This window comes from Peribacillus sp. BM1, from assembly GCF_056679975.1.
This window is the reverse complement of sequence record NZ_CM155259.1, coordinates 1,385,529-1,399,707: the sequence shown is the minus strand read 5'-3', so window position 1 is coordinate 1,399,707 and position 14,179 is coordinate 1,385,529. Positions and strand designations below refer to the sequence as shown.

At 40.3% G+C, this 14,179-nt stretch carries 8 protein-coding genes, 1 rRNA gene and 2 riboswitches; all 9 genes read right to left on the bottom strand.

The features are described from left to right. Positions 1 to 196: 196 nt before the first annotated feature. The 9 genes from AC1MGI_RS06830 to AC1MGI_RS06790 all read right to left on the bottom strand — a co-directional run bounded on the left by AC1MGI_RS06830 (position 197) and on the right by AC1MGI_RS06790 (position 13,963). Positions 197 to 1,746 (bottom strand): 16S ribosomal RNA (locus AC1MGI_RS06830). Positions 1,747 to 2,149: 403 nt separating this feature from the next. Further along, positions 2,150 to 2,305 carry a hypothetical protein gene (locus tag AC1MGI_RS06825; protein ID WP_480349028.1) on the bottom strand — a complete coding sequence of 52 codons (156 nt, stop codon included), beginning with the start codon at positions 2,303 to 2,305 and terminating at the stop codon, positions 2,150 to 2,152. A gap of 244 nt (positions 2,306 to 2,549) precedes the next feature. Further along, positions 2,550 to 4,610: a glucose-specific PTS transporter subunit IIBC gene (gene ptsG / locus AC1MGI_RS06820; RefSeq protein ID WP_480349027.1), complete on the bottom strand. Its 2,061-nt coding sequence runs from the start codon at positions 4,608 to 4,610 to the stop codon at positions 2,550 to 2,552. 243 nt (positions 4,611 to 4,853) lie between these two features. Further along, complete coding sequence (glcT, locus tag AC1MGI_RS06815; protein WP_480349026.1) at positions 4,854 to 5,696, bottom strand: glucose PTS transporter transcription antiterminator GlcT; 843 nt, start codon at positions 5,694 to 5,696, stop codon at positions 4,854 to 4,856. 274 nt (positions 5,697 to 5,970) lie between these two features. Then, positions 5,971 to 7,302, bottom strand: coding sequence for an NCS2 family permease (locus AC1MGI_RS06810; protein ID WP_480349025.1), 1,332 nt, complete (start codon positions 7,300 to 7,302; stop codon positions 5,971 to 5,973). A 118-nt stretch (positions 7,303 to 7,420) separates the two neighbouring features. Further along, a riboswitch (purine riboswitch) is annotated at positions 7,421 to 7,522 on the bottom strand. 237 nt (positions 7,523 to 7,759) lie between these two features. Then, complete coding sequence (gene guaA / locus AC1MGI_RS06805; protein ID WP_480349024.1) at positions 7,760 to 9,313, bottom strand: glutamine-hydrolyzing GMP synthase; 1,554 nt, start codon at positions 9,311 to 9,313, stop codon at positions 7,760 to 7,762. 135 nt (positions 9,314 to 9,448) lie between these two features. Then, positions 9,449 to 9,550: riboswitch (purine riboswitch) on the bottom strand. Positions 9,551 to 9,579: 29 nt separating this feature from the next. Beyond that, a complete protein-coding gene (locus AC1MGI_RS06800; protein WP_480349023.1) occupies positions 9,580 to 11,802 on the bottom strand; it encodes a transglutaminaseTgpA domain-containing protein in 2,223 nt (740 codons plus the stop codon). After that, positions 11,799 to 13,007, bottom strand: a complete 1,209-nt coding sequence (locus AC1MGI_RS06795) for a DUF58 domain-containing protein (protein ID WP_480349022.1) — start codon at positions 13,005 to 13,007, stop codon at positions 11,799 to 11,801. The genes AC1MGI_RS06800 and AC1MGI_RS06795 overlap by 4 nt, the downstream gene beginning before the upstream one ends. After that, positions 13,007 to 13,963, bottom strand: coding sequence for an AAA family ATPase (locus AC1MGI_RS06790; RefSeq protein WP_062187100.1), 957 nt, complete (start codon positions 13,961 to 13,963; stop codon positions 13,007 to 13,009). The genes AC1MGI_RS06795 and AC1MGI_RS06790 overlap by 1 nt, the downstream gene beginning before the upstream one ends. Between the last annotated feature and the right edge of the window lie 216 nt (positions 13,964 to 14,179).

The following is a 14,179-nucleotide window of genomic DNA, read 5'->3' as shown; positions in this document are numbered from 1 at the left end:
ACCTAGTTGTTAAAAGGTCTTACTTGATGTCTTGAAAAATTAATGCAAAAATTTGCCTTCTATCTATTATCTAGTTTTCAAAGAACGATTCGGCAACGAATAAGCAAAAGACTAATCTGTTGCTTTCATGTACCACGAATGAATGAATTACTCATTCAAAACTGAACAAAACAAAAGCGCTCGTTATATTCCTTAGAAAGGAGGTGATCCAGCCGCACCTTCCGATACGGCTACCTTGTTACGACTTCACCCCAATCATCTGTCCCACCTTAGGCGGCTGGCTCCTTGCGGTTACCTCACCGACTTCGGGTGTTACAAACTCTCGTGGTGTGACGGGCGGTGTGTACAAGGCCCGGGAACGTATTCACCGTGGCATGCTGATCCACGATTACTAGCGATTCCGGCTTCATGTAGGCGAGTTGCAGCCTACAATCCGAACTGAGAATGGCTTTATGAGATTCGCTTACCCTCGCGGGTTTGCAGCTCTTTGTACCATCCATTGTAGCACGTGTGTAGCCCAGGTCATAAGGGGCATGATGATTTGACGTCATCCCCACCTTCCTCCGGTTTGTCACCGGCAGTCACCTTAGAGTGCCCAACTGAATGCTGGCAACTAAGATCAAGGGTTGCGCTCGTTGCGGGACTTAACCCAACATCTCACGACACGAGCTGACGACAACCATGCACCACCTGTCACTTTTGTCCCCGAAGGGAAGTTCCTATCTCTAGGAAGGGCAAAAGGATGTCAAGACCTGGTAAGGTTCTTCGCGTTGCTTCGAATTAAACCACATGCTCCACCGCTTGTGCGGGCCCCCGTCAATTCCTTTGAGTTTCAGCCTTGCGGCCGTACTCCCCAGGCGGAGTGCTTAATGCGTTAGCTGCAGCACTAAAGGGCGGAAACCCTCTAACACTTAGCACTCATCGTTTACGGCGTGGACTACCAGGGTATCTAATCCTGTTCGCTCCCCACGCTTTCGCGCCTCAGTGTCAGTTACAGACCAGAAAGTCGCCTTCGCCACTGGTGTTCCTCCAAATCTCTACGCATTTCACCGCTACACTTGGAATTCCACTTTCCTCTTCTGCACTCAAGTTCCCCAGTTTCCAATGACCCTCCACGGTTGAGCCGTGGGCTTTCACATCAGACTTAAAGAACCACCTGCGCGCGCTTTACGCCCAATAATTCCGGACAACGCTTGCCACCTACGTATTACCGCGGCTGCTGGCACGTAGTTAGCCGTGGCTTTCTGGTTAGGTACCGTCAAGGTACCAGCAGTTACTCTGGTACTTGTTCTTCCCTAACAACAGAACTTTACGACCCGAAGGCCTTCTTCGTTCACGCGGCGTTGCTCCGTCAGACTTTCGTCCATTGCGGAAGATTCCCTACTGCTGCCTCCCGTAGGAGTCTGGGCCGTGTCTCAGTCCCAGTGTGGCCGATCACCCTCTCAGGTCGGCTACGCATCGTGGCCTTGGTGAGCCATTACCTCACCAACTAGCTAATGCGCCGCGGGCCCATCTGTAAGTGACAGCCGAAACCGTCTTTCCATCTCTTCTCATGCGAGAAAAGAAATTATCCGGTATTAGCTCCGGTTTCCCGAAGTTATCCCAGTCTTACAGGTAGGTTGCCCACGTGTTACTCACCCGTCCGCCGCTAAATCAAGGGAGCAAGCTCCCTATCATTCGCTCGACTTGCATGTATTAGGCACGCCGCCAGCGTTCGTCCTGAGCCAGGATCAAACTCTCCAAAAAATGTTTGACTTGCTCATTTGTTTTTATAGTGTGTACTCACTTCTATTAAAACGTTGGCGCTTTGTTTTGTTCAGTTTTCAAAGAGCAATTTATCGTTGTCACTTATCTCGTAAGCGACTTTTATATCATAGCACCCGCCAATTGAACTGTCAATAACTTTTTAAAAAAGTATTTTTTGTTATTTCCAAAATCACAATGGTGTTCTGTGGCGTATTTCCTATAGTACCACTCTCTAAATACACTGTCAATAAAAATAATAACTTTTTCTCTACACTAATTACTTATAGCTTAAAAGGATACTGCGAACCTTTCTAAGCATACAATTTCATTCTGTTATTTTAATTTCGATATTATCTGTAAAATAATAAGAGGCTGGATCTTTAAAGATCCAGCCTCTCTACTATTACTCTGCTTTTTCTTCAGTATTCGAATCTTCAGTTCCTGTGTCTTCGGTTTTAGTATCGTCCGTATTAGTATCCTTACTCGAGCAACCAGTGGCAACTCCTACTAACATGAAAGCTGCCATAAATGTTAAAAGCCATTTTTGAAAATTTTTCATACTTCTTATTGCCTCCTCGTAGTTCCATTTTAGATTACAAAACTATAATACAGGCTTCTAAATAAAAATAGTCAATATAGTTAGAATTTTCACATTAATTAACCGTTTCTTAATATCTCGTTAATGAACTTAACATTTATCTTCTTCCTACTTATCGACTCCACAATACAAAACAAAGGATCATACCCCACAATGTATAATCTGTAAGGCAAGACCCTCTCGGAACTCTTTCTTCTACTTTTATTTATTTGATTATGGAGATAACGTCTTTTTCTCCACTTTCCACATTACCGTTTTTATCAATTTGAATAGTTTCGCCTTCTTTTAAGTTTGTGAAGACGATTGGTGTAATAATAGAAGGAGCATGCTCTTTCACATAGGCTAAATCAACCTTTAATAGCGGTTGACCTCTTTTCACTTTGTCACCTTGGGCTACGAGCGCTTCAAAACCGTTCCCTTCCAACTTCACTGTATCAATACCAACATGGATCAGAATTTCAAGACCATTGTCAGATTCGATGCCGAGTGCATGCTTGGTCGGGAAGAGGTTCACGATCGTTCCATCCACAGGAGAAACAACCGCTCCTTCTGTTGGTAGGATCGCAAAACCGTCACCCATCATTTTCTCAGCAAAAACAGCATCTGGCACTTCACTGATTGGTTTGATTTCCCCAGTAATCGGCGAAACGAAGATGTCTGCTTTCACCTCTGTTTGCAAAACATCTGGCATAACTTCTTCAATTTGTTGCTCTACTTCTTCTTCCTGATTTATTACTACGTTTTTTGGCGCCTTCCCACTCATGATATCTTTCATTTGTGACTTAATGATTTCTGAGCGCGGGCCAAAAATAGCCTGAATGTTGTTTCCGACTTCAAGTACACCTGCAGCACCAAGCTGTTTCAAACGATTTTTATCAACACCTTTAACGTCGTTAACAGATACACGTAGTCGAGTAATACAAGCATCAAGATTTGCGATATTTTCTCGCCCTCCCATTGCATCAAGAATGTTATAGGGAAGTTCGCTTACTGTTCCTTTTTTACCTTCTTGCGATTGTTCATCTTCTGCTTTTTCACGGCCTGGAGTCATTAAATTAAATTTATTGATCGCAAAACGGAAAATAACATAGTAGATTACCGCAAATATAAGTCCTAGAATGATCGCAATCCACCACGGCTCTTTTCCTGGTAAGATACCAAAGAGTAGGAAGTCAATTGCACCACCCGAGAATGTATAACCGATATTGACACTCAAGAAGGTCATTAACACGAATGCTAATCCATCTAATACCGCATGAATTACATACAACACAGGAGAAATAAACATAAATGAAAATTCAAGTGGTTCAGTTATACCTGTTAAGAAAGAAGTCAGTGCAGCTGAGCCTAATAAACCTGCAACAAACTTTTTCTTTTCAGGTCTTGCTGTATGATACATCGCTAATGCCGCTGCCGGCAGACCAAACATCATTATTGGATATTCACCAGCCATGAAGTTACCTGCCGTTATGTCTACGCCATCTTTTAGCTGAGCAAAGAAAATTGTCATATCACCACGAACAATTTCCCCAGCGGCCGTTGTATATGTACCAAATTCATACCAAAATGGGGCATAGAAAATATGATGTAGCCCAAATGGTATTAATAATCGTTTGATAAAGCCAAAGAAGAATACCGCAAAATAGGTCCCCTCTTCAATTAACCAAAGTGATGCACTGTTCATCGCGCCTTGAATTGGAGGCCAAACTAACAACATTAATAGACCTACAAGTAAAGACAGAACAGCTGAAGCGATTGGAACAAAACGTTTCCCCGCAAAGAAACCGAGGAATGAAGGCATTTCAATATTATGAAAGCGATTGTAGCTATAGGCTGCAATCAGTCCAACGATAATCCCTCCGAACACACCAGTTTGTAACGTAGGAATACCCAAAACATTTGCAAAACTAGGGTCACTTGCAACCATTTCCGGCGTTACACCCATCCATGTACTCATGACCCGATTCAATACTAAATAGCCAACGAGCGCAGCGAGAGCAGCCGCTCCATCACCAGCTAACCCAATGGCGATTCCAATTGCAAAGATCAGTGCCAAGTTACTAAATATAATACCACCGGAATCTTCCATTACCCTAGCGACCAACTGAATCCAATTAGCATCTAGGAATGGTAAGTACTGCAGCGTCACATCTTGTTGAGCTGCATTTCCTAACCCTAGTAGTAATCCTGCTGCTGGCAACATAGCTACAGGAAGCATAAACGCTTTCCCTAAATTTTGTAGAACACCAAAAATTTTCTTCCACATGGTGCAAAACCTCCGAAATTAAGATTTGAAAACCGATAAAGTAAAACTTAGTATCTGTTTCTCCTCACAACCAGACCCGGTAATACTGTATAAAACGTTTACAAAGAAAAAGACAAATAAAAAAGGCATAAGTAAAAAAAGCATCGAAAGAGCATACGGGTATACTATACCCACATTCACTTCATCCAATCGCTTTCTTCACTTATGCCTGATCGAATCAGTAACACGTAAAGGTTATGATTTTTATGTAATTTTCTTTTGTAACCGCTGAAGATGCATCGTCAAATAGATGGCTTCTGCATCATATACTTGTTCTTTCAAGTGATGTTGCATAATTTTTATCAGTTTCCAAGCCAAATTATAGCATAACGGATACTCGTCTTTCAAGAGGGTAGTGAGTATTTCAGGTTCCTCTACTTTCTCACCTCTTAATACTCGATCGATGGTATACCGCAAGTGGCGGACAAGCCTTACATAGTCAATACTTTCTTTATCAATATCTATTTGCATTTGTTCTTCTATAAGATTAATCAAATACGTGACTAGCTGAGAGTGTTGATTCACTTTTGCTAACTCTTTATTCGTTAGCGCACTGTGAATATGAAGCGTAATAAAGCCAGCTTCTCCTTCCGGAAGACTAATTTCCGTCTTTATTTCTAAAATCTCAATTACTTCTTTTGCGATTTCATATTCAAACGGGTAAAGCGTACTCGTTTCAACTAAAAACGGATTTTTTATCGAAAGGCCATTTTCAATCCTATTTAAGGCAAAAAGTAAATGATCGGTCATTCCGACATGTATATATTCATTGACACTTCCGGACACTCTGTTACTTATATGATTTATCGCTTCAATGATTGCCCCTTGGTGTTTTTCATCGATTTCTGGAAGTAACTTTTTATAGTCTTCCTGTTCTTTTTTTCCGGTCAAAACAAACATCTTATCAGCATTGACTAAAGATATTTCGTCGTCTCTTTTTCGATTGAATCCAATTCCTTTGCCAATTATTACGGTTTCACCATAAGAAGGATGGTTTGCTATCACGACATTATTATTCAAAACTTTATTAATTATAGCTACTCCCATCCGCTTCCCTCTTTCACCCTATAATCTATGTCATCTATGTTAGTCAATTTATTCAATTAAATCAACACGAACAATCCCTCAATCGAATCATTACACCTACCATTAATGAGGATTCCTAAAAGAGCGTTAAGACGACAGCATAAAATTATGGAGCTTTTAGTCTGAGTCATTGTATCAGAGGAGTTCGCGGATAGTTACCCCTACCAAGAATGCCATACACGCCAACAATACGGGATAAAAAAAAGAGAACCCGTTAAGGTCCTCTGATCATTTATTAAACTAAGAAAATAAAATAAGCGATAAAGATAACGAACAATCCGTACATGATTGGATGAACTTGCTTGGCTTTTCCTGTCATAATCATCGTAATTGGATAGAAGACGAAACCACAAGCAATGCCTGTTGCAATGCTGTAAGTTAACGGCATCATGATGACTGTGAAGAAGGCTGGTACTGCAATTTCAAATCGTGACCAATCAATATGTTTCAAACCAGTTGCCATTAGAACACCGACTACGATTAAGGCTGGAGCCGTTACCGCGGATGTTACCACCGATAGTAGTGGGAAAAAGAAAATAGCAAGAATAAATAATAATCCTGTAACGATCGCCGCAAAACCGCTTCGTGCTCCGGCAGCTACACCTGAAGTGGACTCAACATAAGATGTTGTTGTAGATGTTCCTAAAATTGCTCCAGATACGATAGCTAATGAATCCGCAAGCAACCCTTTCCCTACGCGTGGCAGGACGTTATCTTTCATTAATCCTGCTTGCTGAGCAACAGCCACTAATGTTCCTGCTGTATCAAAGAATGCAACGAATAAGAAGGTTAAAATAACAATCAACATCTGACCTGAGAATAGGTCAGGCAAATTCCCGAATGCTTCAAACGCAGCTCCAAATGTAGGTGCAATGCTCGGTGCCGCTCCAACAATTTTCTCCGGAAACGGTACAAGTCCGAAGATCATACCAGCAATCGCCGTAATAATCATACCTAGAAAAACGGCACTCTTAATACCTCTCGCCATTAAAATAACTGTAATAACAATACCAAAAACCGCAAGAAGTGTGTTACCTGAAGTCAAGTCACCTAACCCAACAAGGGTGGCATCGTTCTTAACAATAATGCGTGAGTTTTGAAAACCAACAAATGTGATAAATAAACCAATACCTGCTCCAACCGCAAATTTAAGCTCCGCAGGAATTGCATTTATTATTTTCTCACGAATCCCCGATAAAGAAAGGATAACGAAAATAATTCCAGAAATTAGTACACCTGTTAACGCTGTTTGCCACGGAATACCGAATCCGAGTACAACTGTGAAAGCAAAGAAGGCATTTAGTCCCATGCCCGGAGCAAGTGAAATCGGATATCTAGCAATAACCCCCATAAGGATCGAACCGATACCTGCCGCTAACGCTGTCGCAACGAATACTGCACCATAATTCATTCGTAGTTCATCAGGATATCCTTCAATACCCTGAAGCGTTAAAATACTTGGATTTACCACTAGAATATAAGCCATAGCTAAGAAGGTTGTCAGACCCCCAATTATTTCTCGACGATAATTCGTGCCAAGTTCTTGAAATTGAAAATACTTTTTCATCGTTCAGTCTCCCTTAAAAGAATTCAACGTAAATCAGAATGCTCGCTTCTAACCGAAACGGTGCTTACCTGCAAATTATGTAAAGGGTTTTTAAAAGAGTTAGGTACACTCCATCGGTTATGCGTATCCTTCACTTCGTAGTCAAGCTATTTTCGGTAGCTCGGTAGAAACTTTTGGGCCATATCCCCAATATTATACGGCGAATAAATAGTATCTATTAGAGGATGTTCAAAAAGTTCGGTAAAAAAACTTGCGATTTGCATCAAAGCTCTATCTTTCCTCGAACTGCTCGGCTCCTTTTGGAACACACTCTATTAATAATTTACTTTTCAATTGTACTAAAAGTGATACTAGCTGTCAATAAAAAAACGAACATTGATCCTCTTAAAAAGAAACAACGTTCGTTTATAATCTATATAATCTTCATTTTAAATCGGAAAAATTCAGTATCTTTCATCTATTCCCATTCAATCGTTGCAGGTGGCTTACTTGTAATATCATAAACGACACGGTTTACATGGTTTACTTCATTAACAATTCTCGTTGAAATAAGTTCAAGAACATCCCAAGGGATACGAGCCCAATCTGAAGTCATACCATCGATTGAAGTGACAGCGCGAATACCAATTGTATGGTCATACGTACGTGTATCTCCCATAACACCAACACTACGAATATCTGGAAGAACGGTAAAGTACTGCCAAATTTCACGATCCAGACCAGCTTTACTTATTTCTTCACGCAAAATATAGTCAGATTCACGTACAATTTCTAGCTTGTCCTCTGTGATCGCTCCTAATACACGAATTCCCAATCCAGGACCTGGGAATGGTTGACGCCAAACGATTGCATCAGGCATACCCAGTTCTGTTCCAAGTGCACGTACTTCATCTTTGAACAGTGTGTTTAGCGGTTCAATCAACTTGAACTGCATATCTTCAGGTAGACCACCAACATTGTGATGTGATTTAATCGTTTGTGCTGTTGCTGTACCACTTTCGATAATGTCTGTATAAAGAGTACCTTGAGCAAGGAATTCAATTCCTTCTAATTTCGTTGCTTCATCATCAAATACATAGATAAACTCATTCCCAATAATTTTACGTTTTTTCTCAGGATCAGAAACACCTTCAAGCTTAGAAAGGAAACGTTCTTTGGCATCCACTTTAATAACATTCATTTTAAAGCCGTCGCCCAGCATTTTCATAACGCCTTCCGCTTCGCCTTTACGCAATAGACCATGATCAACGAAAATACATGTTAATTGGTCTCCGATTGCTTTATGAATAAGCACCGCAACAACAGATGAATCCACTCCACCGCTTAGGGCACACAAAACTTTTTTGTCGCCTACTGTTTGGCGAATTTTTTCCAACTCAATTTCAATGAAATTTCCCATAGACCAGTCACCTTTACAGCCACAAACATCAAACACGAAGTTTTTCAAGATGTCGTTTCCGTAAACAGAGTGACGAACTTCTGGATGGAATTGTACTGCGTAGAGCTTTCTTGATTCATCGCTCATCGCCGCAATTGGACAAGATGCATTCGTTCCATCAATTGTAAATCCTTCTGGAGTTTCCACAACAAGATCTCCATGACTCATCCAGACAATTTGTTCTTTAGGTAGGTCCTTGAATAATTTTGAATCGTTTTGAATCGCAAGCGTCGCTTTACCATATTCACGATTCTTTGCTTGTTCAACTTTTCCACCGAAATGCTTTGTCATCAACTGCATACCATAACAAATTCCGAAAATCGGTAATCCTAGTTCAAAAATGCGCTCATCACAGCCAAAGGCAGATGCGTCGTACACACTATTCGGTCCACCAGAGAAAATAATTCCAGTTGGGTTTATTTCCTTGATTTCTTCTACCGTAATAGTATGGGGATGTAATTCACTGTACACACCAAATTCACGAATACGTCTGGTGATTAATTGATTATATTGGCTGCCGAAGTCTAATACGACAATCATTTCCTGGTTCTGTAAGTCTGTTTTCCCCGTCACTATTGTCACCTCATTTGATATATTTACTTCTTTACAGAAGCGGTTTGTTCTTATTATTTCAAAAATGTAAAAATAAAACACAAAAAAGCTAAACTCCACCCTAAAAAGTCTAAAAAGGCAGAATTCTAGCTGTTACACTGAAACATCTGCCTTCATAGTCAAATCATTTACGGTGATTCGGTAGAGACTTTCGATCCATATTATCGAGGATATATGAAGGGCTCGTATTTGAATGTTTCAATTGTACCAACATGTTAAAAACATGGTCAAGAGGTTGTCTCTTTAATTAAATTTTCCCACAATTCTCGATACTGCCTCCAAGCTTGGTTTTCCTGATCTCCGCGGTATAAAATTCTTTCGTATTCCTTCGTCATTTGCTGCATATTATCATTAGCCATATGATAGACACGATCAACATAAACCGCGTATTCTCGCAATGTTTGGCCTTCAGGTCGCGGTACACCAGCGCGATTCAATTGCTTGAGGAGAATGTTATAAGCACTTGTAAATGTGTCCGTACCATTTTTCCCTTTATATCTTGTAATAAATACATATGGTAGCCATTTTCTTCTCGATTGATAAAGCAAGAAAGCAAGAAGCATCACTCCCACAAGACCCATTGCTGTATTTCGCAAAATGATCTTCCAAGAAATATCATCTGATCCCAAAGATGCTGATTGATCCGATTTATCCGTATCTGGAAGTGCTTTTTTATCGGGCTGAGTTGGCTCTCTTTTTTCCGGAGTCGTCACAGCCGTATTATGGTCATTCTCGTTAGCTTGAGTAGTCCAAGAAGCATCGTAAAACTGGTTTGTATTATTAAAGCCTTTTGTTGGCTCAAATGGTACCCAGCCTACCTCGGGAAAATAAACCTCTACCCATGAATGAGCATTATTATTCGTGATCATATAAACGGATTCACCGTTTTTTATCGTTGCCACACCATCAGAATAACCTTTTGCCCAGCGTGCCGGAATGTCGAGTGAACGTAATAGAACAACCATTGCTGTAGAGAAATTATCACAATACCCCCGCAGTGTTTCAAATAGGAATTGATCCACATAATCCTGTTGCTCTTCTGGATAAGGAATATCTTGCTTATCATACACAAACTCAGGACCATCAAAATGATTTTCAACAGCTTTTACCTTGTCATACCAATTATCTTTATTACTAGTGATCTCTAGCGCTAAATTACGAATTCTTTCAGGTAGGTTCCTTGGCAACTGTGTATAAATACCTATAATGTCTTCAGGAACATCATTTGCAGATGTAATCTTTTTTAAATAATTTCTATCAAATGTTTTAAGATAATAATTCACTTCATAATCCGTAAGCTTGAGCCTACCCCAATTATTCGATTGAGCTGTCAATAAATTCGTCGAGTCATTAAAAATATACTGATCTGTTTCTTCAGCTGAAACCCTTTTAAGTAAACTAGGAGTAGGATATGGAACGTGATTGTAGAACTGCTCCATTTTAACGGACGCCTTTTGTTCTTGAAGCTTTATTCCAGGTAATTCTGTATCTGTAAGAGCCACCATATCCTGATCATTTTCATACTCTGTCAATTCTCCTGGATAATCAAGCCTTGTCCAGCCCTTGCCAGTGTAATAATACTTGTTCTCCACCTTCCAATAGTGTCGAGTGGAAGCATCTGCATAAAAAACAACTGCATGGTCGTCAGAAATTGAACCACCTAGTTGGGTATCATTTTCTCCATACCCAGTACGCTTGCTTCCTGCTGATTTCGAATCTCCTGTTGTTTTAGTTGAATAGGATATAATAAATGGAACAGGATCTGGCCATTGGGGGTTTAGTTTCGGTGCTGCAAAACCAATTGTCCCACTAAACAACAGCATGATTGTTAATGGAATAAGCCATCTTCGTAAACCATCAATAGACACTGTTAATCTTTCCTGTTCAAATAAACGGAAAAAAGCGAGCAATCCCAGTACAGCAAAACCAATGATAACAACCCGAACAATGGAACCATCCGCATCATACGGGGTAAACGTATCAAGAACCGCTAAAAAAACAATGGTTAGCAGAAAAAATAAAAAAAGATTTCGACGGACAACTACCCAGTAATGAATTAAATATGAAATGAGCCAAATCAAAACAAAAAACAATAAGGTTCTGAAGCTGTTCGTTAATAACATCCAGTCCGCTTCCACCATTCTTGAAATATTCATTTTCATATCACTTATAAGTTCCCCAATCCAAGCGAGTTCAAAAAGTGAAAACTGCGAATATAAATATTGAATGGAAACAGTTGTATATACCACAAAAATCATTATTCTTACAACCCAATGTACCTGTAAAAAGTACGAAAGCAAAGAAAGACACATAAATACAATAAACACGCTCATATTATCGGTATCTGTCAGTTGATTAACCGGCTGTAGCCATTCCCATAACAACAAAGTGCCGTATCCGTATAAAACCACTTTCAACAATATATCGAGTAGACTAGTTCTTTGAATCATTGAGCCATCACCTCGACTAATCCAGATTCAAAATGTCCCTGCTCCAAATAACTAACTCTCATCCCTCTTATATAGGCGGATCGCTTTGCAAAAAGCTCTTCAGCTGCTAACTGTCCTTCTTTTTTTATACAAAATATCGTAATGGACTGGTTCATTTTATACGCACTGATTTGTTCCACCATTCTTTGATTCAAATGCGAAGTAATCAAGATGATTGCTACATTTTGAGATAGTACGGTTTGATGTGATCCAAGCAAGGAACTTAAACTCCCTTTTTCATCTGCTTCTGTTTTGGCAAGTCGGTTAAAAATTCTTTGGAGCTGTCCATCTCCACCTCGGATCGGTAGTGGCGCCTCATGCATCGCCGAACCTGCATAGCCAACTAGTATCCCTTTCTTCAGAAGAACATGCGCGAAGGAGGCAGCTAATACTACAGAATCTTCAAAGGACTCTGATGAAGCTTCATCCAGGACCAAATATACATCATGACTTTTCTGTTCTTCAAATTCCTTGGTCATAATGGCATTCTTATTGGCTGTCGCTTTCCAGTTAATCCATGACATTTGGTCACCCGGCTGGTATTCTCGAACTCCACTGACGATTGAATGCTCTCTTTGCATCTTTTTTACAGACCCTGCTTCTCCTTGATCAAAGAAATTCTCCAATTGCTTATACGACAAATCATAATAGGCAGGCCAGACTAGGACTTTTTTAGGAAGATCATAATTGGCTTCCTTTTCAAATAATCCAATCATATCTCCAGTTTTCAGACGGATCGCAGACAAGCCGTGCTCCCCTCTTGGAAGGTTATGAAGCAAAAACGTAATCGAAAAGGATTTCCGAAACCAAGGAAAAATGAACGCCTTCTTCATCGACGTATTTTTGCCTAATCGGCCATTAAGCTCTTCTTCTACTAGGAGAAATAACAACGGGAAGCGGTCTTTACGTGTGATTTCAATCCTTGCTTCAATCGTTTCCCCTGTTCTGAGTTCCGTTTTATCTAACGATCTTGTTACCGTGAACTTGTGGATAGGATAGAAAAACAGCCCTATCGAATAAAGGGCAAATGGTAGAAACGTATAGAACAGAAACCAACTGAGAAAACCTCCCTGAAACATCGCAAACCCAAATGCCAAGACCACCAAACTAATAAGCACTACAACCTTTGCATAAGGTCTCATTTTCTCTACCAACGATTTCATCATTAATTCACAGCCCTTTTTACTGGTACAGGAATATTATCAATAATTTCAGCAACCACCTGCTCAGCTGTAATCCCTTCGTACTTCGCTTCAGATTTCAAGATAAGGCGATGCGATAACACAAATGGGGCAAGATATTGAACATCATCCGGCAACACATAATCCCGGTCATATAATAGGGCGTAGCTTTGAGATGCTTTCATTAAGGCAATCGAGCCACGAGGACTCGCACCTAAATATACACTGCGATGCTGGCGCGTTGTTTGTGTCATTTCAACAATATAATGCTTAATCGCATCATCGACAATAACCGCCTTTGACTCTTGCTGCAAACCGCGTAGTTCAACCAATGACATAACGGGTCCAAGACTATCAAGCGGTGACGCCAAACGCGCACGATTCAAAACTTCCACTTCTTCAAATATATCTGGGTACCCCATTTTCATTTTTAATAAAAAACGATCAAGTTGAGCTTCAGGAAGAGGGTACGTTCCTTCATATTCGATAGGATTTTGTGTTGCCATAACAAAGAATGGTTGCTCCAGCACTCTCGTTACACCATCAATCGTCACACTTGCCTCTTCCATCCCTTCTAATAAGGCTGACTGAGTTTTCGGAGATGTTCGATTAATCTCGTCAGCCAGGATAATATTCCCCATAATCGGCCCAGGACGAAAAGTAAATTCTTGCTCCCTTGGATTATAAATGGAAACGCCTGTTACATCAGACGGCAGCAGGTCAGGTGTAAATTGAATTCGTTTAAAATCTGCACTGATTGACTTGGCCAGCGCACGAACCATCATCGTCTTACCTACACCTGGAACATCTTCCAATAAAACATGACCTCCCGAAAGTAAGGCCACTACACTTAATTCTGCTATATCCCTTTTCCCAATAATAACCTTCTCGATATTACGTATCACTTCATTTAACTTTGGGTGCTTTCCTTCGTATGTCATTCCTTACCTCCTGTGATTCATCTCTTATCGATTTTTCAAAAAATCCGAAAAAAACAACTAACTCTTTCATCCTATCGACACAATTCATTTAAAATTACTTTAACTCAAACTACATTCGACGACTTCCTTACTAACCCTTCTTTTTCCAATATATTTACAAATTTCACATAATGGACTTACCCAATATAGTTGAGCATATTTCGCACCAAAATGAGT